We start from the raw sequence: 20183 nt of genomic DNA on the forward strand, positions 1-20183 counted from the left end.
TTATGCCACCGCGTCCGGGGCAGGGCGGGTCAGCTCGCCGACACCTGCCGCTGCGGCACGAGGTCGTTGGCGATGATCTCGCCGAACGGACCGTCGTTGCGGGCCTTGCTCGCGGCGCGGCCGGTGGTCTCCCGCAGGGGGAGCTTGGGGAAGACCAGCTCCGCGAAGCGGTAAGCCTCCTCCAGATGCGGGTAGCCGGAGAGGATGAACCGGTCGATCCCGAGGTCGATGTACTCCTTCATCCGGTCGGCGACCCGATCGGCCGAGCCGACGAGCGCCGTGCCCGCCCCGCCGCGCACCAGCCCGACGCCGGCCCAGAGGTTCGGCGAGACCACGAGCTTGTCGCGCTTGCCGCCGTGCAGGGCCATCATGCGGCTCTGGCCGACGCTATCCTGGCGCTTCAACGTCTCCTGCGCCTTGGCGATGGTGGCGTCGTCGAGGCGGGAGATCAGCCGCTCGGCGGCCTCCCAGGCCTCGGCCTCGGTCTCGCGGACGATGACGTGCAGGCGAATGCCGTAGGAGAAGGTCTTTCCCTTCGCGGCGGCGGCCTCCTTCGCGGCGGCGATCTTCTCCGCGACCTGCGCCGGGGGCTCGCCCCAGGTGAGGTAGACGTCGCAATGCTCGGCCGCGACCGTCATGCCGGCGGGCGACGAGCCGCCGAAATAGAGCGGCGGATAGGGCTTCTGGACGGAGGGGAAGATCACCCGCCCGTTCTCGACCCGCAGGTGCTTGCCCGCGAAGCTGACCGTCGCGCCGGAGACGAGGCCGCGCCAGATGTGCAGGAACTCGTCCGTCACCGCGTAGCGCTCGTCGTGCGAGAGGAACACGCCGTCGCCGGCCAGTTCCACCGGATCGCCGCCGGTCACGACGTTGATGAGCAGGCGGCCGTTCGAGATCCGGTCGAGCGTCGCGGCCATGCGCGCGGCGGCGGAGGGCTCCTGTAGGCCGGGCCGCACCGCCACAAGGAAGCGCAGGTTCCGCGTCAGGGGGGCGAGGGCCGAGGCCACCACCCACGAATCCTCGCAGGAGCGTCCGGTCGGCAGCAGCACGCCGAAATAGCCGAGCTCGTCGGCGGCCTGCGCGATCTGCCGGAGATAGGGGAGGGACACCTCTCGCGCACCCTCGGCGGCGCCGAGATAGCGCCCGTCCCCGTGGGTCGGGAGGAACCAGAGGACGTCGGCGCGCCCGTCATGCGGTTGGGTCATTTTGCTTCGTCCTTTCTCAGGCAGCTTGGGGCGCGCCGAGGAGATGGTCGAGGATGCGCCCTTCCAGGCGCGCGAGGTCCGGCTCGCCCCGGCGGCGGGGGCGGGGCACGTCGACCCGCAGGTCGAGGGCGACGCCGCCATCCTCCATCACGAGGATGCGGTCGGCCAGCGCCACCGCCTCGCTCACGTCGTGAGTGACGAGGAGGGCGGTGAACCCTTGCGTCCGCCAGATGCGCTCGATCAGGTCCTGCATCCCGATCCGCGTCAGGGCGTCGAGGGCGCCCAGCGGCTCGTCGAGGGCGAGCAGGCCCGGCCCGCTCACAAGTGCGCGGGCCAGGGCGACGCGCTGGCGCTGCCCGCCGGAGAGGGTCGCGGGCCATTGCCCCGCCTTGTCCGCGAGGCCGACCTCGGCGAGCGCCGCCCGCGCCCGGTCGCGACGCTCCGCGCGGGTGCCGAGCCCCGTCAGGCCCACGGCGACGTTGTCGAGGACACTTGCCCAGGGGAGCAGGCGCGGCTCCTGGAACATGATGCGCTTCGGCGGGACCGCGCGGGGCGAGGCGGCCGAGGGCGCCTCGACGGTGACGCGGCCCGCGCTGGGGCGCTCCAATCCGAGGATCGTGCGCAGCAGGGTGCTCTTGCCGCAGCCGGAGCGGCCGACGATGGCCGTGAAGCTGCCGGCCGGCAGGAACAGGTCGAGCCCGGCGATGACGGGGTTGCCGTCGAAGCTCTTGTGCAGGCCGTTCACGGTGACGGAGAGGCCCCGCCCGGCGGGCCGGGGAGGCGCCGCCGTGCGGAAGGCGGTGGGGGCGGAGGCGGGGAGCGCGTCCCGGCTCACGGCGTCGAGCAGCATCAGGCGCTCCTGTAGGCGGGGTTCCAGGACAGGCAGCTGCGTTCCAGCGCCCGGGTGAGGGTGTCCGCGAGCTTGCCCAGGGCCGCGTAGATCAGGATCGCCAGCACCACGACGTCCACGAGCATGAACTCGCGCGCCTGCATCGCCATGTAGCCGAGGCCGGAGGAGGCCGAGATCGTCTCGGCGACGATCAGCGTCAGCCACATGATGCCGAGCGCGTAGCGCAGGCCCACGAAGATCGAGGGCAGGGCGCCCGGCAGCACCACCCGACGGAACAGCTCCGCGCGGGACATGCCGTAGACCCGGCCCATCTCCACCAGCGCCGGATCCACCGAGCGGATGCCGTGCAGCGTGTTGGCGTAGATCGGGAAGAACACGCCGAGCGCCACGAGGAACAGCTTCGCCTCCTCGCCGATGCCGAACCACAGGATCACCAGCGGGATCAGCGACAGGTGGGGCACGTTGCGCACCATCTGCACGGAGGTGTCGGTGAGGGTCTCGGACAGGCGCGACAGCCCGTTGGCGAGTCCGAGCGCGAAGCCGATGCCGCCGCCGACCGCGAAGCCCGCCAGGGCGCGCAGGGTGCTGACGCCGAGGTTCGTCCAGAGCTCGCCCGTTCGCGCGGCGTCGTAGCCGGCGCGAAGCACGTCGAGCGGGGCGGGCATGAAGCGGTTCGAGACGAGCCCGGTGGAGACGGCGGCCTGCCATCCGACGATCAGCGCCGCCGGCAGGAGCCAAGGCACCGTGGCGTCGCGCAGGCGCGGAAGGGTGAGAGCGCGGCTCATCGGCTGGCAGCCTTCTTCGGAGCGGTCCACACCGCGTCCGCGACGCGGATCGGCTTCGGCAGCAGGCCCAGCGCGTGGAACGCGTCCGCCACCTTCTGCTGGTCGTCCACGGCCGCCGCGTCGAGGGGCGCGACGCCGTAGGACAGGCGCTCCAGCGCCACGCGCAGCACCGGCGCGGGGATGCCGACCGAGGGGGCGAGGTCGGCCGCCACCGTCTCGGCATGGCCCTCGGCCCAGGCATCGACCTCGCCGATCGCCTTCAGCACCTCCGCGACGATCGCGGGGCTCGCGCCGGTGAAGCCGCGCCGGGAGAGGTAGAATTGCCGGTTCGGCGCCAGATCCTGGCCGTCGGCCAGCACCCGTGCCCCCGTAGAGCGCTCGGCGGCGGCGAGGTAGGGGTCCCAGATCGCCCAGGCCTCGACGGCGCCGCGCAGGAACGCGGCGTTGGCGTCCGCCGGGGCGAGGAAGGCGAGCTTCACCGCATCGTAGGGGATGCCAGCCTTCGCCAGGGCGCGCACCAGCAGGAAGTGGACGTTCGAGCCCTTGTTGAGGGCGATGGTCCGCCCGCGCAGGTCCGCGAGGTCCTTGATCGGGCTGTCCTTGGGCACGAGGATCGCCTCGCCCCGCGGGGCCGGCGGCTCGGCGGCGACGTAGCGGAGTTCCGCGCTCGCCGCCTGGGCGAAGATCGGCGGCGCCTCGCCGGCCGAGCCGAAATCGATGGCCCCGGCGTTCAGCGCCTCCATCAGCGGCGGGCCGGAGGGAAATTCCGACCATTCCACCGCATAGCCGAGGGGCTTCAGGGCTTGTTCCAGGTTTCCGCGCCCCTTCAGCAGCACGAGGGAGCCGTATTTCTGGTAGCCGATCCGCACGGTGCCGCCGGCCGCGCGGGCGGGGCGCAGGGCGGAGGCCGCCGCGAGGCCGAGGCCGGCGGAAAGGAGCAAGCGCCGGCTCAGGCCCGCATCGGCGCTGGGAGACAGGGCTTTCGTCTGGGTCATCGGGGTCAGCCGTTGCGGTCGGGCGCCGTCCACACCGCGTCGGCGACGCGGATCGGGCGGGGGATGAGCTTCAGGGCATGGAAGCGGTCGGCGATGGCCTGCTGCGCGGCGGTGACGCGCGGGTTCATCGGTCCGATCACGTAATCGGTGCGGTCCACCGCCCGCTTCGTGGCGGGCAGCGGCACGCCGGTCCCCTGCGAGAGCAGGGCGGCGACCTCACCCCGGTTCCGGGTGCACCACTCCGCCACCCGGCCGAGGGTGGCGATGGCGGCCGAGAGCACGGCGGCCCGCTCGGTCGCGAGGGCGCGGCTCGCCAGGAAGAAGTTGTTCTGTGGGGCGATGTCGTTGGCGGTAGCCAGCACCCGCACGCCCTCGCCCGCCTCCGCGATGGCGAAATAGGGGTCCCAGATCGTCCAGGCGTCGATGCTGCCGCGCGAGAAGGCGGCGGCCGCGTCGGCGGGGGCGAGCGTCACGGGCTCGATGTCCGCGTAGGACAGCCCGGCCTTCTCCAGCGCCGCCACGGTGAGGTTGTGCGCGCTCGACGCCTTGGCGAAGGCGACGCGCTTGCCCTTCAGCTCCGCGAGGCTCCGGATGGTCGAGCCCGCCGGCAGCAGGATGCCCGAGCCCGAGCCGCCCGCCTCCTGCGCGGCAGCGTAGACGAGGGTGGATTTCGCGGCCTGCGCGAAGATCGGCGGCGCGTCGCCGGTCTGGCCCAGATCGATCCCGCCGAGGGACAGGGCTTCGAGGAGCGGCGGCCCGAAGGAGAACTCGACCCACGCCACCCTGTGGCCGAGGGGTTCGAGGGCGGCCTCGATCGCCCGCTGCTGCTTGGCGACGACGAGGATGCCGTTCTTCTGGTAGCCGATGCGCAGCACCTCCGGTTCCGCCGCGCGGGCCATGTGGAGGGCGGGCAGGGCGGCGAGCCCGGCCAGGAGGGTGCGCCTGTGCAGGGTCATGGTGCTCACCGGGCGGCGGCGAGGGCGCGGGGGGCGTCCGCCGCCGCCCGGTGCGCCAGCAGGTCGGCGAGAAGACTACCCGCGAGCCCGACGCGCTCGCGCACCCCCTGGTCGGTCAGGGCGCCGTCGGTGAACTCGGAATCCGAGGCGTAAACCGTCACCGGCACCTGAAGCGCGCCGAAGAAGCCGAAGAGCGGCCGGAACGAATGCTCCACCACCAGGGCGTGGCGGGCGCCGCCCCCCGTCGCGGCGATGGCGACCGGCTTGCCGGCCAGCGCGGCGGGATCGACCAGATCGAACAGGTGCTTGAAGAGGCCGGTATAGCTGCCCTTGTAGACCGGCGAGCCGACGACGAGCCCGTCCGCCTCCTCGATGGCCTCCACCAGCCGCCGGGCAGGGAGGGAGAGCTGGTCCCGCGTCCAGGCGGCGCCGAGGCCGGTGCCCGCATCCACGAAGTCGAACACGCGGGTCTCGACGGGGCCGCGCGCGGCGGCCTCGCGGACGATCAGGTCGACCAGGGTGCGCGTCTTGGAGGGGCGCTGGACGTTCGCGCTCAGGCCGACGAGTCTCGGACGGGTCATCACGGGATCTTTCCGGTGGGTCTGGCCGCGACGATGCGTATTCCGCGCCGGGCATGCCAAGGTGTCGCCACAAAGGGTGGCGCCGGGCGGCATTCCCGTCAATGAAATGCCTTTTCAAAGATCGCCGTCGCGCCAGACGATATTTCCGGCTTTGCTCTGGGAGGCAGAAAAAGCCTCGCCGCGTGGCGGGTCATGCAGGCGAAATGTTCGCCGCACTCATCTTTTGCGCAATGGATATTCGGAAGAACTGTGTCGCCGTGCGAGCGGTGCGGCGAAGAAAGCGCTCCGAGGCGGCGTCCCGGAGAGGAAAACCGCCTCGGGGCCGGGGGCTCAGGACGAGACGCGCACCACGAGCTTGCCGAAGTTGCGGCCCTTGAGCAGGCCGATGAAGGCCTCCGGCGCCTTCTCCAGCCCCTCGACCACGTCCTCGCGGTACTGCACGCGGCCCTCCTTGATCCACGCGCCGACCTCCCGGCGGAACTCCTCGGCCTGGGATGCGAAGTCCCAGACGATGAAGCCCTGGATGCGCAGCCGCTTGGTCAGCACCATGCGCATCAGCGCGGGCTGGCGGTCGGGCCCCGGGGGGACCTCGGTGGCGTTGTAGGCCGAGACGAGGCCGCAGACCGGCAGGCGGGCGAAGTCATTGAGGAGCGGCAGCACCGCGTCGAACACGGCCCCGCCGACATTCTCGAAATAGACGTCGATGCCCTTGGGGCAGGCGCGGGCCAGGGCGTCGGCGAAGTCCGGGGCGCGGTGATCGACCGCCGCGTCGAAGCCCAGTTCCTCGGTGAGGTAGCGGCACTTGTCCGGCCCGCCCGCGATGCCCACCGCCCGCGCGCCCTTCAGCCGGGCGATCTGCCCGACCATGGAGCCCACCGGCCCCGTGGCGGCGGCGACCACGACGGTCTCGCCCGCCTTCGGCTGGCCGATGTTGAGCAGACCCGTATAGGCGGTCATGCCCGGCATCCCGAGGACGCCCAGCGCCGTCGAGGGCGGGGCCTCGGCCGGGTCGATCCGGCGGGAGCCCTTGCCGTCCGTGACGAAATACTCCTGCCAGCCGGCGAAGGCGGTGAGCAGCTCGCCGATTCTGTAGTCGGGATGGTTCGAGGCCACGACCTCGCCGACCGTCTCGGCGGTGATCGGCGCGCCGATCTCCACGGGGGCGGCGTAGGATTTCGCCGCGCTCATCCGGCCGCGCATGTAGGGGTCGAGGGAGAGCCATTTCGTCCGCAGGAGCACCTGCCCCGGACCCGGCTCGGGCACGGGCACCTCCTCGAGGCGGAAGTCGCCGGGCTTGGGTTCGCCGTGCGGGCGGGAGGCCAGGACGATGCGGCGGTTCATGGTGGCCATGCGGGGACCCCGTGGTCAAGGGTGGATCGAGCCCCGGATCTGGGGCGGACGGCCCGCCGAAGCAAATCCGCAACGACCGGGGCGTGGGCGCGTTGGGCTTGTCCTGCGACGGGAGATGAGGAATGCGCGCGTTCGTGGCCGGTCTCTGCCTGGCGGCCCTGGCCTTCGGGGCCTCGGCGGCCCGCGACCCCCTGGCCGCCCAGCGCTGGCGCGCGCGCATCCTCGTGGTCTCGGCGCCGGGGCCGGACGATGCCGGGCTGAAGGCCCAGCGCGCCGCCCTCGGGCCGGTGCGGGACGGCCTCGCCGAGCGGAACCTCGTCGTGATGGAGGCGGTGGGCACCGGGCCGGAGGCGACGGCCCTGCGCAAGCGCCTGCGCCTGCCGCCGGAGGCGTTCCGCGCGGTGCTGATCGGCAAGGACGGCGGATCGAAGCTGGTCTCCGCGGAGCCGATCCCGCCGCAGACCCTGTTCGCCACTATCGACGCCATGCCGATGCGGAAGGACGAGATGCGGAGAGGCGTGCAAACGCCGTAATCGCGCTGGGGTGGATACAGATCGCCAGCCGTCTATGCCTCCCGCATCGGCAACATCCACCCAATTCGATTGATGAGATCGCAGAGCCGGACAAACGAATGTAATATTCGCGCAATTCGTGGCTTTCGTTGCGCCGCGCGGGGGCCTAGCTTGCCGAACGGGCGAGTCGCTCGTGGACCGCCCGGAGGAGAGACCGATGCGCGCCCTTCCGATCCTCGCCGTCCTCACGCTGCTCGCCACTCCCGGCCACGCCCTCGCCTGTGGCGACAGCGAAGCGGGCCTGTCCTGCGACGACGCCTCGACCGGCGCCGAGGCCGGCGCCAAGTGGATGCTGAAGCGGGTCGTCGCCGCCGTCGCCCAGGATGAGACGAAGGCGCTGGCGGCCTTCACCGCCGGCACGCAGGGGTTCCGGACGGCCGACACCTATGTGTTCTGCGTCGCGCCGGACGGCGTGATGAGCGCCCACCCCAACCCGATCCTGCGCGGCCACGACGTGCGCGACTTGCATGACCGCACCGGCAACTACTTCATCCGCAGCATGATGCAGGAGGCGAGGCCCGATCGGGTGAGCGTCGTCCGCTACCTCTTCCCGAAGCCCGGCGGCACCATCGAGGAGCCCAAGACGACCTACTTCACCAAGGCCGGCGACCAGACCTGTGCGGTCGGTATCTACGAAGCCGATTCCCGGAATCCCGTGGCGGAGACCCCGGAGGCGCGGGTCGCGAGCCTCCGGGCGAAGCTCGACGGAGAGATCCCCGCCTCCGCGCGGGCGGATTGGACCGCGTTCCTCGAGGCCCTGAATCAGGCCGGCGACGCGCGGGCCGCTGCGATCACCCGCGCGCAGGAGGGGCTGAACGCGGCCGAGGCGGCCCTCAAGGTCACCGCCGCGCGGGTTCCGGGCGATTAGGGCGAAGGCCCTGCGCGACACGAACGGTTAAGCCTACCCGCCTATCACCGGGAGGTGCCTGGCCGCCCGTCCGGCCGTCCTCCCGATCCTCCGCGAAGACGCTCGACCGATGACCCGTGAACAAGTCGCCACCGCACTCCGCCGCCTCGTCGCCTCGCAGGTCGAGGATATCGAGCGCGCGGTCCGCGATGGTCACAAGACCATCGCCCTCAACGAGTTGGCCGACCTCAACCGCCAGCTCAAGGCCTTCGCCGCCGCCCTGAAGAAGGCGCCGGCGCGGATTTGACCGGGGGCTACTTCTGCATCGCCTCGGCCTCGCACTGGGCGTAGGCCGAACTCGCCTTCACGTAGGCGTTGAGCTTCTGGAGATAGGCCTCGGCCAGGGGCCGGAACGCCTGGGCCTGGGTGTTATAGACCTTCACCGCATCGTTGTAGCTGTAGGCCTCCCAGCCGGGGCAGCCCTCCTTGGCGTCGAGGCAGGTGGGCTTCTGCGGCAGGGCCGGCTTGGCGGGCCGCTCGCCGATCGCGGGCGGCGCCGGCACCGTGCAGGTCGTCGCGACCGGCGCGGGGGCCGGGGCCGGCGGCGCGGGCGGCTTGGCCTGGGGCGCCGCCAGCGCCGCAGCGGGCCACAGGGCGCCCGCGAGGAGGAGAAGCAGGCCGCGCGTCATCCGGAACACTCCGCCATCGCCCCGCCGGGAGGGCGGGGGAGCCGGCGGGTTCTGCGATATCAGGCGCGCGGCGACAAGCGCGGCGCCGCGCCCCGGACGTCGGCGGCGGCGCGCGAGGTCCGCACCAGGGCCGTGACCGGCAGCGCGAGGCCGACCGCGAGCACCCACCATGCCGGCCGGATCGGGCCGGAGAAGTCGAGATTCGCCGCCAGGACGAGGCTCGCCGGCACGCCGCTGGCGAGCCCGTACCACGCTGCCTCCAGCCCCGCCGTCAGCAGGGCGGCGGCGATGGCGAGGAGCAGCAGCGCCCAGGGCCGCTCGGGCAGGCGGAACTTGCGCATGATCCGCCAGCCCATCAGCAGCAGGAACACCCCCGTCCAGAAGACCGGCGCGGACACGTCGATCTTCGCCTGCAGGAAGTAGTGGACGAGGCCCAGCACGGTGATCGTGTAGACGAGCCGATGCAGCCGGTGCCAGTTCGGGCCCATGTTGCGGATCGCGGCATCGGTCGAGGTGGCGCCGAGGGCGATCAGCCCGGCCAGGGCGACGAAGCCGATCGTCAGGTAGATCCGTAGGGCGATCTCCGAGACGACCTTCACGAGGTCGAAATTCTGGTCGGTGACGTAGAGGGCGAGGTGGGCCAGGGCGTAGGCCATGGCGGTCACGCCGAGCATCCGCCGCACCAGGATCAGCTTGGGCCAATCCGCGATGCGCCGCAGGGGCGTGATGGCGAGGCCCGCCAGCAGGAAGCGTACCGCCCATTCGCCGGTCCCGTGGATCAGCGCGGTGACGGGCTTCGCCCCGAGCGCGTCCAGCCGGTAGGCGATGGCGAGTTCGCAGGCCGGCGCGAGGCAGGCGAGGAACAGGACGAGCTTCAGCCAGGAGAGCCGGCCCGCCCTGTCGAGCCAGGGCCAGATCCGGGGAGCCGGGCGGGGAGCCAAGGATGCGGTGTGCGTCATCGGGATCGGTTTCTGGGATACGGAGACGGTAACGGCGGGGCGGCCGTTCCGTCCCCTCGCGGGTCAGTTCGCCGCGCCGCCGCCCCCGGTTACGCCGCCGGCCGGTTGACGCGGGCGGAACACGGCCGACATTGGGCCCTCGCGAGAAAAGGACCATCGCCGCCATGCAGTACCGACGTCTCGGCCGCTCCGGCCTCAAGGTCTCGCCGATCTGCCTCGGCACGATGATGTTCGGCGGCCCGACCGACGAGGCCGATGCCGGCCGGATCGTGTCCCATGCCCGCGAGGCGGGGGTGAATTTCATCGACACGGCGAACGTCTACACCGAGGGGCGCTCCGAGGAGGTCACCGGCCGGCTCATCGCCGCCGACCGCCATGCCTGGGTGCTGGCGACCAAGGTCGCGACGCTGACCGGCAAGGGCCCGCAGGAGGGCGGCCTCTCCCGTGTGCACATCATGAAGGCGGTCGAGGACAGCCTGCGCCGGCTCGGCACCGACTTCATCGACATCTACTACCTGCACAAGGAGGATCACAGCACGCCGCTCTCCGAGACCGTGCGGGCGATGGCCGACCTCGTCCGGGCCGGCAAGATCCGCCATTTCGGCGTCTCGAACCACCGCGCGTGGCGCGTCGCGGAGATCTGCCGCCTGTGCGACGAGGCCGGCATCGACCGCCCGGTGGTGAGCCAGCCCTACTACAACGCCTTCAACCGGATGCCGGAGACCGAGCACCTGCCGGCCTGCGCCCATTACGGGCTCGGGGTGTTCCCCTATTCGCCGTTGGCGCGCGGCGTGCTCACCGGCAAGTACGATCCCGATGCCCCGCCGCCGCAGGAAACCCGCGCCGGCCGGGCCGACACGCGCATGATGCAGACCGAGTGGCGGCCGGAATCCCTGAGGATCGCCCGCCTGTTCCGCGACCACGCGCAGGCGCGGGGCATCACCGCCGGGCAGTTCGCCACGGCCTGGGTGCTCAACAACCGCCTCGTGACGGGGGTGATCGCTGGGCCGCGCACCTTCGCGCAATGGGAGGAATATGTCGGCGCCCTCGCATACGCCTTCACGGCCGAGGACGAGGCGCTGGTGGACGCGCATGTGGCGGTGGGCCACCCCTCGACGCCCGGCTACAACGACCCAGCCTACCCGATCGAGGGGCGCCTGCCGCGGTCGGGCGAGGGCTGAGGGCCGCTAGGACGCCTTGGCGATCGGCGCGCGGAGCGCGGGCAGGAGGCTCCGGCTCGCCTCCTCGAAGGTGGTGAGCCAGTCCTCGACCACGACCACCCGCTGGTCGGCGGCGTGGGCGCGCTCCTCCGCCCGATGCACGCGGGCATCGGCACGGGCCTGGATCGCGTCGATCCGGGCCTCCGCCAGGGCCTGGATCTCGCGGGCCTTCGCCTCGGCCTGGGCCTGCGCCTGGGCGACGAGGCCCTTGTAACGCTCGACGTCGTCCAGGGCGCGCCTGAGATCGCCCGCCAGGACCTCGTAGGCGGCATTCCGCTCGCGCAGGCGCTCGTCCTGCACCTGCGCGGCGGCACCGGCCGCCGAGATCGTCTCCACGAGCCCCGTCCAGTCGGAGACGTGGAGCCGCTCCGCCGGCACCTCGATCATCGACGCGGGTCGCGACACCCGCGCCGGGTTCGAGGAGGTCTGCGAGGGCCGGAGGCGCCGCGGCGCCCGGACGATGGTGGCGGCGATGCGGGCGTCGAGCTGGTCCCAGAACCCTTCGTCTATCCCTGGCATGACGGTCCCCTGTCCCCTGCGGACCGTCACGCCACGGCGGCGCGGCCGATGCTGGAGCGGATCGCGGCAGCCTCGTCGGATCCCGGCGCGAACTCGGACTCGATCGCCTCGGCGATGCGGCGCAGCCAACCCTCGGCGGTCTCGGCCCGCTCCTCGGCGACCCGGGCGCGGTCCTCGGCGGCCTTGATCAGGGCATTCGCCTGGGCCTGGATCTCCCGCGTGCGCTGCTCGGCCGCCTGCACTTGGCTGCGGGCGGCCTGCATGTCGGCGCGCACTTGGTCGAGCAGTTCCTGGGTGCGGAACTCCTGCTCCTGGGCCCGGTCCTCGACGTCGCGGATGTAGCTCGCCGCGTCGCGGACCCGGTCCAGCAGGCCGGCCATCTTCTCCGAGTTCGGGAACCCGTCGAAGGTGCCCCGCTCGGGGGAGGACTTGCCGGCCGTGTTCAGCAGCAGGATCTTCTTCACCTGCTCGGCGTTCGCGAACTTCTTGCCCTTGTCCATCAGGGAGCTGACCGTGGGGTTCTGATCGTTGTTGTGGTCGTCCATCGGTCCCTGTCCCGTTTCGTCCCTGTTGCGGTAGTCCCCGGCACGGGCCGGGCACGGTGAGAGCGAGCGGCTCAGACGCCGGTGTGGACGCCGGTCAGAAGGTTCTTGGCGGCGTTGTCGATGCGCTGCAACCACTTCTCGGCGGTCACGGCGCGCAGGTTGGCGGCGCGGGTCTTCTCCTCGGCGATCTTCACGCGGCCGTCGGCCTCGTTGCGGATCGAGCGGATCTGGGCCTCGGCGGCGAGCCGGATGTCCTGCACCTGGGCGTCGGCCTCGGCCTGGATCCGCTGGACGCGGGCATCGGCCTGAAGCTGCGTCTCGGCGGCCTGCTTCTCGAAGAGGCGCAGGCGCTGGTGGACGTCGCGGAGTTCCTTCTGCAGGTCCTGCAGAGTCTCCTTGTACGACTTGGCCTGCTCCTTCACCCGCGAGCGCTGCTCGTCGGCGTAGCCGGCCATGCCGTTGATGATGTCGAGGGTCGCCGTCCAGTCGGACAGGTCCTCGCCGGAGGCCGGGTCCAACTCGGCCGCCGCCGCATATTGCGCGGCGTACTGGGCAGAGGCCGAGATGGACGCCTGCGCCGTCGCCTGGGGCGCGACCGGGGCTGCCATCTGGGCCGTCACCTGCGGCCGGATCGCCTCCGCCGCCACCTCCACCGCGTCCTCGTCGCGAGACGCGGTCGGGTTGTCGAGACTGGACTTCAACACAAGAATTTCGGCGCTCCTTTGATCAGGTATAGCGTCGAGCCCTTCCGCAAACTGGTTCAAGATTTGCGACCAGGGAGTGCGCGCAGTCACCGCCATGTTTCTGCCCTCCACACGAAAACTTAATCTAATCGTATGTGGACCACGGCCATGGTTAATGCGCAGTTAACATGCAGTTGCCGGGTAAGCCTTTTCTAATCTGTCCTGCCGCGGATTAACATGTGAGCGGCAGTTTTTGCCGGGTCGAGCGCATAGCTCAGTTGATCGCGCTGCGTTGCACTGTGCTGGACGATCCGTCCGCGCCAGGCAGTATCGCAACCCCCGGTGGTCCAATCGCATTAGGATCAGAAGCAAGCGGGAAGAAATACAACCCCGACTGGCATCGCCGCCCCCGCGAAGACCCGATGGGCAGATTTTCACAAGGGCGAGGGGTGCCGGGGAATGCTTGCGCGGGGCGAAGAAGTCGCTCCCGCATCCCAGTGAATACTGGAAGCGGCGCGCGTTCGAAGAACGCCCCGGCCGCGTTAAAAAATCACCGGGCGCGGTGGCCGGCACCCTGCGCGCGGGTGGCGAGCCAGACGACATGACGCGCCCCGCGCCGGCCGCCGGAGCGGGGGCGCACCTCGTCCACCGCGAAGCCGCCGTTCTGGAGACGGGCCTTGAACTTGCGGTCCGGCCCGCCCGACCACACGCCGAGCACGCCGTTCGGGCTCAGCGCCCACAGGGCCCGCTTCACGCCCCAGCTGTCGTAGAGGCGGTCGTTCTCCCGCCGGGTCAGGCCCTCGGGGCCGTTGTCGACGTCGAGGAGGATCGCGTCCCAGGCGCCCTCGCCGGACTGGATCAGGCGGTTCACGTCGGCCTCGTGCAGGGCGAGGCGGGGATCGTCGAGGCAGCCCTTGAACACGCCGGTCAGGGGGCCCTTGGCCCATGCGATGACCTTGGGCACCAGTTCGGCGACCGCGACATGCGCGTCCGGCCCGAGATTCGCGAGCGCGGCGCGCAGGGTGAAGCCCATGCCGAGCCCGCCGATCAGCACGCGCGGGGCGCGCATCCCGGCCAGCCGCTCGCAGGCGAGGACGGCCAGCGCCTCCTCCGAGCCGCCGCGAAAGCTGTTCATCAGTTCGTTCGATCCGGCGAAGATCGAGAACTCATGGCCGCGCTGCATCAGCCGCAGGGGCGCCTCGCAGCCGGGGACGGGGCCGGTGTCGATCTCGATCCAGGGAAGCACGGGTCACTCTCACGCCGCGCGAAGGGCGGCTCCGGGTCAGGCCGCGCGGCCTGCCTCACAGACGAGGTAGATGCTCGCGCAGAGGTCGGGATAGACCTGACCGAGCGCATAGCACCCATCGAGGTAGTCCTGCGAGACGATATCCGTCTTGAGCAGCGCGTCCCACTGGAAGTTCGCCAGCGCCTTGAAGAAGATCCCGGAGCGGTGGACGACGCGCAGGCCCGCCGCCGCGGCGTCGCGCTCCAGGGTGTCGAGGGCGTAGGTGCGGCGGTGGCCGTGCTGGCGCTCGGCCTCGGTGACGGCGCTGTGGTGCGGGATCAGGCCCATCCGCACGGCGATCTGCCGGGAGGGTGCGTTGGCGTTCGGGCAGGCGACGAGGAGGCGCCCGCCCTCGGCGAGCCATTCATCGTTCACCCGCCGCAGGACGCCGACCGGATCATCGAGATGTTCGAGGACATGGGTGAGCACCACCGTGTCGAAACGGCCGGGGAGGGCGGCCTCCTCGAAGGTGGCGTGGGTGACGGTCGCCGCGTCGCCGAGCCGGTCGCGCGCGGTCTCCACGGCCTCGCCGGAGGCCTCGACGCAGGTGATGTCGGAGAAGTGCGGCGTCAGGCGCCGGGTGAAGTCGCCCCGGAAGCTGCCGAGTTCGAGCAGCCGGCCCGGCCGGAAGAACGGCGTGAAGGCGCGCACCATGTAGCCGTGCATGACGTCGAAATCGAAGTCGTAGGCGTAGCGGTGCCCTTGCACATCCTGCGTCTCACGGTCGAAATCGCGTGGTCCGGTCATGGTCCGCTCCCCTGATCCGGCGCCCTGTCACACAACCAATCGCGCCGCGCCGAAACCGAATCGCCCGAACGCATCGCCGTTGTAGAGGAGGTACGTGGCCCCGTCGCAGGTGAAGGCGTTCGGGTAGCATTGCATCGCCCCGTCCCACTCCCCCGGCCCGCCCGGCAGGCCGAGCATGGCATCGTCCCGCGTCCAGGTGGCGAGGTCGTCGGACCACGCATGGCCGAGGCGGTAGCCCCGCGACGGGTCGGTGCGGAAGCCGACCTGCTCGCGGTAGCAGAACACCATGTGGTGGCGCCCGTCCCGGTCGAAGACGGTAGGCAGCGCTTGGCATTCCGTGGGGCCGAGGCGGTCGGGCACGATCCGGCGCCCGTCCTCCTTCACCCAGGCGATCCCGTCCGCCGAGGTGGCGTGCCCGATCTTGTAGACCCGCTCGGCCTCCGCGTCGGGCGTCGGCCGGGTCCATTGCGTGCCGAAAATGTACCACATGTGGAAGCGGCCGCCGATCACCCGCACGATCCCGTCGCCGACGAGGAAGGGCTCGTTCAGGGTGGCCGAGAGCACCGGCCCGGTGCCGTGCCGCTCGAAGCTGAGCCCGCCGTCGCGGCTGATGGCGAGGCCGATCCCGGTCTCGACGGAGACCGAGACGCGGCGGCTCCAACCGGTCGTGTAGCCGAAGACCCGGTCCCCTTGAGCCAGCACGGTCATCGGGAAGATGCCATGCTCGTCGAAGGTGCCCAGCCCGCCGGGTTCGATCACCGGGCCCTGGCTGACGCCGAGGACGGCCGAGAGGTCGCGGGTGAAATCCGCGAAGGCGACGAGGCTGCGGTACTTCCCGTCCGGATCGCGGCTGCGGGTGGAGAAGTAGACCCGCACGCGGTCGTCCAGCACCAGGGCCTGCGGCCCCTGCGCGAACGCGCCGATGCCGAAGGGCAGCGGATGCGCCTGAAGGTCGAAGACGAGGCCGAGCCTGTCCCAGCGCATCGGCCTCACCCCATCGGCCCGTCGAGGACGGCGAGGCCGAAGCCGCCGCGCCCGACATCGTTGCCGAGATAGGCGAGGTAGGTCCGCCCATCGACGGCGAAGACGTGCGGGTAGCTCACCATCTGCGCGTCCCACCCCTCCGCCGAGACGTCGAGGCCGGCGCGCTCGTCCGCGCGGGTCCACGTCACGAGGTCGTCGCTCCAGGCGTAGCCGATCCGGTAGCCGCGTTCATGGCCCCGGTAATCGGTGCTGTACCGGTAGCAGAAATGCATGTGGTAGCGCCCGTCCGCGAAGAAGACGTCGGGGCTCGCCTGCGCCTCGTCGGGCTCGATCCGGGGCGGGATCAGGTCGCGGCCCGCCTTGGTCCAGGTCAGCCCGTCGGGGGAGGTCGCCATGCGGATGCGATAGACCGGTTCGGCCCGGCCCGCATGCATCTTCCAGCTCCGGCCGGCGATGTAGAACAGGTACCACGTGCCGTCGAAGATGCGGACCTTGGGGCCGCTCATCACGAAGGGCTCGTCCGGGCTATAGGGCAGGATCGGTCCCGGCCCCAGGCGCTCGAAGCGGACGCCGCCGTCATGGCTCACGGCGCAGCCGATGGCGGTGTTGAAGGGTACCGATTCGCAGCGCGTCCAGCCGGCGTAATAGGCCCGCACCTCGTCCCCGTGCCGGATCACCGAGACGGGATAGACACCGAACTCGTCGAAGGTGCCGGTCTGGCCCAAAGGCAGGATCGGCGCCTCGGCCACGGCGCGGATCGTGAACAGGTCGGCCCGGTCGAGATCGACATAGGCGCTGTGGCTCACGTATTGCCCGGCCGCGTCGGCGGGCGGGCGGCAGGAAAAGTAGATCCGCACGACGTCGCCGCAGACCAGGGCGCTCGGCGCCTGCGCGAATTCCTTCAACCAGGGCCTGTGATGGACCGCCATGGGGTCGAAGACCCGTCCGAGCTTGCGCCAATGCGGCACGTCGTTCCCCCTCCCGCGATGGCGCAGACTACCCGCGCGGCCCTTGCGGCGGAAGGCGAATGCCCGTAAGTTACGCGCATCATTTCTGATGGCAGTCGCGAGGCTGCGGTTCGGAGTGGGCCCCCGGGCCCGCTCTTTTTTTTGGCCGCAACGTCGCCTCCGAAGCGGGCTCTTGCGCGAAACCTCCATGGCCGACATTCCCTCCGATCTCGCGGAACCGCGCCTCACTGGCGAGACCGGTGTCGGCGCCCAGGTGGCGCGCGTCATCGAAGGCCCGCTCCAGGGCCTCGGCTACCGGCTGGTGCGGGTGAAGGTCTCGGCCCAGAACGGCTGCACCGTGCAGATCATGCTGGAACGGCCGGACGGGACCTGCACCATCGACGATTGCGAGGCGGCGAGCCGCGTCCTGTCGCCGATCCTCGACCTCGATGATCCGGTGGGCGGCGCCTACAACCTCGAAATGTCCTCACCGGGCATCGACCGGCCGCTGGTGCGGGTCTCGGATTTCGCCCGCTGGGCGGGGCACGAGGCGAAGCTGGAACTGGCCGTGCCGCTGGACGGGCGCAAGCGCTTCCGGGGCATCCTCGGCACGCCGGATGCCCAGGGCAAGACGGTGCCGGTCGACCTGCCCGACGTGAAGGAGGGCTTGCCGAGCCGCATCGCGGTGCCGCTGCGCGACCTCGCGGAGGCCCATCTCGTCCTCACCGACGAACTGGTGCGCGAATCCCTGCGTCGCGGCGGCCCGCCCGCCGACGAGATGGACGAGATCGAGGAGGAGGACGAGGCCCCGCCGCGTCCAGCTCCGCGCAAGGCCGCCTCACCGAAGGCCAAGTCGGGGGGCAAGTCGCCGGGCAAGGCGCCCGCCGGCAAGACGACCAAGTTTCCGGCCAGGAAGCCGGCCGCCGAGAAGTCCGCGCGGAGCGGGCCGAAGGGGCCAGTCATCACCAAGGCCGCCCGGCTCAAGGGCCAAGACGAGCCGCTCTAGCAATTCCCGTTTGAGAAGAAGGACCTGAACCCATGGCCGTCGTCAGCGCCAACAGGCTCGAACTCCTCCAGATCGCCGACGCGGTCGCCCGCGAGAAAGTGATCGACCGCAGCATCGTCATCGAGGCGATGGAGGAGGCGATCGCCAAGGCCGCCCGCTCCCGCTACGGCGCGGAGACGGACGTGCACGCCGAGATCGATTCGAAAAGCGGCGCGCTGCGCCTCTCCCGCCACCTGCTGGTGGTGGAGCAGGTCGAGAACGACGCCCGCGAGATCACCCTCGATCAGGCCCGCCGCTTCAACCCCGGCGCGCTGGTGGGCGATGTCATCTCCGACACCCTGCCGCCCTTCGATTTCGGCCGCGTCGCCGCGCAGTCGGCCAAGCAGGTCATCGTCCAGAAGGTCCGCGACGCCGAGCGCGCCCGGATGTTCGAGGAGTACAAGGACCGCATCGGCGAAATCCTCAACGGCGTCGTGAAGCGCGTCGAGTACGGCAACGTGATCGTAGATCTCGGCCGTGGCGAGGGCATCGTCCGCCGCGACGAGATGATCCCGCGCGAGACCTTCCGCCCCGGCGACCGCATCCGCTCCTACCTGTTCGACGTGCGCTCGGAAGTGCGCGGCCCGCAGATCTTCCTGTCGCGCTCGCACCCGCAGTTCATGGCCAAGCTGTTCGGCCAGGAAGTGCCGGAAATCTACGACGGCATCGTCGAGGTGAAGGCGGTCGCCCGCGATCCCGGCTCCCGCGCCAAGATCGCCGTGATCTCCCGCGACGGCTCGATCGATCCCGTGGGCGCCTGCGTCGGCATGCGCGGCTCCCGCGTCCAGGCGGTGGTGGCCGAGTTGCAGGGCGAGAAGATCGACATCATCCCCTGGTCCGAGGATCAGGCGACCTTCATCGTCAACGCCCTCCAGCCCGCCGAGGTGGTGAAGGTGGTGCTCGACGAGGAGGCCGACCGCATCGAGGTGGTGGTGCCGGACGACCAGCTCTCGCTCGCCATCGGCCGTCGCGGCCAGAACGTGCGCCTCGCCTCGCAGCTCACCGGCTGGGACATCGACATCCTGACCGAGGCCGAGGAATCGGAGCGCCGCCAGAAGGAGTTCGCCGAGCGGACCCAGACCTTCATGGAAGCCCTCGACGTGGACGAGACGGTCGGCCAGCTGCTGGCGGCGGAAGGCTTCCGCTCGGTGGAGGAGATCGCCTTCGTCGAGACCGGGGAGCTGTCGAACATCCAGGGCCTCGATGAGGAGACCGGCGCCGAGATCCAGGCCCGCGCCCAGGATCACCTCGCCCGGATCGAGCAGGAGCATGACGACCGCCGCCGCGAACTCGGCGTGTCGGACGACCTGCGCGAGCTCGAGGGCATCACCACGCCGATGATGGTGGCGCTCGGCGAGAACGACGTGAAGTCGGTCGAGGATCTGGCCGGCTGCGCCACGGACGACCTCGTGGGCTACACCGAGGGCCGTGGGCCGGAGGCCGTCCGCCACGCGGGCTTCCTCGACGGGTTCGAGGTGTCGCGGGCCGAGGCCGAGGCGCTGATCATGGCCGCCCGCGTCCATGCGGGCTGGATCGAAGCTCCGACCGAATCGGAGGAGCAGGCCGACGGTGAGGCCGAGGCCGAGGACGCCGAGGGCGAGGCCGAGCCGGCCGAGCAGCAGGCCTGAGCGAGGGGGCCGGGCGCCGCAGCATGAGCGAGGCCGTGGACGACACGACGGAGTCCGGGATCGAGGATGCCCTCGATTCGGGCCCCGACCACGCGGGCCCCGGCCGCCGTGCGCGCACGCGCACCTGCATCGTCACGCGGGTGGCCCAGGCCCCCGACGAGATGATCCGCTTCGTGCGCGGCCCGGACGGGACCGTCGTGCCGGACCTGCGGGGTAAGCTGCCCGGCCGGGGCGCCTGGATCAGCGCCCGGCGCGAGGTCGTGGCGCTGGCGGTGAAGAAAAACCTGTTCTCACGGGCGTTTAAGGGGCCGACCCCGGTTGGGGCCGATCTTCCCGACCGACTCGGTGAGGCCCTGCGCGCCGAGCTGCGGCAGGCGATCGCGATGGCCAACAAGGCCGGCAGCATCGTCGCCGGCTTCGGCAAGGTCGAATCGGCGATCGGCGCGGATCCCGGCGTCGCGGCGGTGATTCACGCCGCCGAAGCCAGTCCGGACGGGCGCAGGAAGATCGCCGCAGCCTTGATGCGAAGGCATGGACAAGCCATATCGGGTATCCCGATCGTCGATGACTTGTCCGAGGACGAATTGGACATGGCTTTGGGTCGGGATCATGTGATACACGCTGCGCTCGTCGCAGGAGCCGGAGCTGCCGGCTGCCTGTCGCGTTGGCGTCGGCTACGCTCGTTCGAGGGCGCCGCCACGGCGACCGAGGAGCCCGAGACTGCCTGACACGGCGGGATCGTACGAGCCCCACGAGACGACACGAGATTGACTGCGCAGCCGGCGCCACCG

The 20183-nt window shown here is 71.0% G+C and carries 23 protein-coding genes; 7 read left to right on the forward strand and 16 right to left on the reverse strand.

The window, feature by feature from the left end:
- Positions 1–29: 29 nt before the first annotated feature.
- From ssuD to MKK52_RS10035, 7 genes are all read right to left on the reverse strand, one after another.
- Positions 30–1205, reverse strand: a complete 1176-nt coding sequence (gene ssuD / locus MKK52_RS10005) for an FMNH2-dependent alkanesulfonate monooxygenase (RefSeq protein ID WP_243953637.1) — start codon at positions 1203–1205, stop codon at positions 30–32.
- Between the two features lie 16 nt (positions 1206–1221).
- Positions 1222–2055 (reverse strand): ATP-binding cassette domain-containing protein, encoded by an 834-nt coding sequence (locus MKK52_RS10010; RefSeq protein ID WP_243953638.1) that lies wholly within the window; start codon positions 2053–2055, stop codon positions 1222–1224.
- Entirely contained in the window at positions 2055–2840 is a 786-nt protein-coding gene (locus MKK52_RS10015; RefSeq protein ID WP_243953639.1) for an ABC transporter permease subunit, read from the reverse strand. The genes MKK52_RS10010 and MKK52_RS10015 overlap by 1 nt, the downstream gene beginning before the upstream one ends.
- Entirely contained in the window at positions 2837–3835 is a 999-nt protein-coding gene (locus MKK52_RS10020; protein ID WP_243953640.1) for a sulfonate ABC transporter substrate-binding protein, read from the reverse strand. Before MKK52_RS10020 ends, MKK52_RS10015 begins: the two co-directional genes overlap by 4 nt.
- Before the next feature lie 5 nt (positions 3836–3840).
- On the reverse strand, positions 3841–4791 hold the full coding sequence (locus MKK52_RS10025) for an aliphatic sulfonate ABC transporter substrate-binding protein (RefSeq protein ID WP_243953641.1): 951 nt from the start codon (positions 4789–4791) through the stop codon (positions 3841–3843).
- Between the two features lie 5 nt (positions 4792–4796).
- On the reverse strand, positions 4797–5372 hold the full coding sequence (gene msuE / locus MKK52_RS10030; protein WP_243953642.1) for an FMN reductase: 576 nt from the start codon (positions 5370–5372) through the stop codon (positions 4797–4799).
- A gap of 330 nt (positions 5373–5702) precedes the next feature.
- Positions 5703–6722: an NADP-dependent oxidoreductase gene (locus MKK52_RS10035; RefSeq protein WP_243953643.1), complete on the reverse strand. Its 1020-nt coding sequence runs from the start codon at positions 6720–6722 to the stop codon at positions 5703–5705.
- 122 nt (positions 6723–6844) lie between these two features.
- Between MKK52_RS10035 and MKK52_RS10040 the strand changes: the two genes are divergently transcribed.
- From MKK52_RS10040 to MKK52_RS10050, 3 genes are all read left to right on the forward strand, one after another.
- Entirely contained in the window at positions 6845–7255 is a 411-nt protein-coding gene (locus MKK52_RS10040; protein ID WP_243953644.1) for a DUF4174 domain-containing protein, read from the forward strand.
- 196 nt (positions 7256–7451) lie between these two features.
- Positions 7452–8162 carry a cache domain-containing protein gene (locus MKK52_RS10045; protein WP_243953645.1) on the forward strand — a complete coding sequence of 237 codons (711 nt, stop codon included), beginning with the start codon at positions 7452–7454 and terminating at the stop codon, positions 8160–8162.
- 109 nt (positions 8163–8271) lie between these two features.
- On the forward strand, positions 8272–8448 hold the full coding sequence (locus MKK52_RS10050) for a hypothetical protein (protein ID WP_243930532.1): 177 nt from the start codon (positions 8272–8274) through the stop codon (positions 8446–8448).
- A gap of 7 nt (positions 8449–8455) precedes the next feature.
- Here MKK52_RS10050 and MKK52_RS10055 read toward each other — a convergent pair whose 3' ends face one another.
- On the reverse strand, positions 8456–8830 hold the full coding sequence (locus tag MKK52_RS10055; RefSeq protein WP_243953646.1) for a hypothetical protein: 375 nt from the start codon (positions 8828–8830) through the stop codon (positions 8456–8458).
- Between the two features lie 59 nt (positions 8831–8889).
- Entirely contained in the window at positions 8890–9789 is a 900-nt protein-coding gene (locus MKK52_RS10060; RefSeq protein ID WP_243953647.1) for a sulfite oxidase heme-binding subunit YedZ, read from the reverse strand.
- A 164-nt stretch (positions 9790–9953) separates the two neighbouring features.
- On the opposite strand from MKK52_RS10060, the gene MKK52_RS10065 reads away from it, so the two are divergent.
- Positions 9954–10970: an aldo/keto reductase gene (locus MKK52_RS10065; protein WP_243953648.1), complete on the forward strand. Its 1017-nt coding sequence runs from the start codon at positions 9954–9956 to the stop codon at positions 10968–10970.
- Positions 10971–10976: 6 nt separating this feature from the next.
- On the opposite strand, the gene MKK52_RS10070 is transcribed toward MKK52_RS10065, so the two are convergent.
- The 7 genes from MKK52_RS10070 to MKK52_RS10100 form a co-directional block, all read right to left on the reverse strand.
- Complete coding sequence (locus MKK52_RS10070) at positions 10977–11528, reverse strand: hypothetical protein (RefSeq protein ID WP_243953649.1); 552 nt, start codon at positions 11526–11528, stop codon at positions 10977–10979.
- A 26-nt stretch (positions 11529–11554) separates the two neighbouring features.
- Positions 11555–12073, reverse strand: coding sequence for a hypothetical protein (locus tag MKK52_RS10075; protein WP_243953650.1), 519 nt, complete (start codon positions 12071–12073; stop codon positions 11555–11557).
- A gap of 71 nt (positions 12074–12144) precedes the next feature.
- Complete coding sequence (locus tag MKK52_RS10080) at positions 12145–12777, reverse strand: cell division protein DivIVA (RefSeq protein WP_243953651.1); 633 nt, start codon at positions 12775–12777, stop codon at positions 12145–12147.
- Between the two features lie 529 nt (positions 12778–13306).
- Entirely contained in the window at positions 13307–14002 is a 696-nt protein-coding gene (locus MKK52_RS10085; protein ID WP_243953652.1) for a spermidine synthase, read from the reverse strand.
- Between the two features lie 36 nt (positions 14003–14038).
- Positions 14039–14788, reverse strand: a complete 750-nt coding sequence (locus MKK52_RS10090) for a class I SAM-dependent methyltransferase (protein WP_243953653.1) — start codon at positions 14786–14788, stop codon at positions 14039–14041.
- 27 nt (positions 14789–14815) lie between these two features.
- Positions 14816–15772: a hypothetical protein gene (locus tag MKK52_RS10095; protein ID WP_243953654.1), complete on the reverse strand. Its 957-nt coding sequence runs from the start codon at positions 15770–15772 to the stop codon at positions 14816–14818.
- A 5-nt stretch (positions 15773–15777) separates the two neighbouring features.
- Positions 15778–16740, reverse strand: coding sequence for a glycosylase (locus tag MKK52_RS10100; RefSeq protein ID WP_243953655.1), 963 nt, complete (start codon positions 16738–16740; stop codon positions 15778–15780).
- Positions 16741–16927: 187 nt separating this feature from the next.
- Between MKK52_RS10100 and rimP the strand changes: the two genes are divergently transcribed.
- Genes rimP through MKK52_RS10115 form a run of 3 tightly spaced genes read left to right on the forward strand, consistent with a single transcriptional unit; the run spans position 16928 to position 20120 of the window.
- Positions 16928–17725: a ribosome maturation factor RimP gene (gene rimP / locus MKK52_RS10105; RefSeq protein WP_243953656.1), complete on the forward strand. Its 798-nt coding sequence runs from the start codon at positions 16928–16930 to the stop codon at positions 17723–17725.
- Positions 17726–17757: 32 nt separating this feature from the next.
- On the forward strand, positions 17758–19392 hold the full coding sequence (nusA, locus tag MKK52_RS10110; protein WP_243953657.1) for a transcription termination factor NusA: 1635 nt from the start codon (positions 17758–17760) through the stop codon (positions 19390–19392).
- A gap of 23 nt (positions 19393–19415) precedes the next feature.
- Positions 19416–20120, forward strand: coding sequence for an RNA-binding protein (locus tag MKK52_RS10115; protein WP_243953658.1), 705 nt, complete (start codon positions 19416–19418; stop codon positions 20118–20120).
- Positions 20121–20183 lie beyond the last annotated feature (63 nt).

This window comes from Methylobacterium sp. J-067 (assembly GCF_022829465.1).
GTDB lineage: Bacteria > Pseudomonadota > Alphaproteobacteria > Rhizobiales > Beijerinckiaceae > Methylobacterium > Methylobacterium litchii.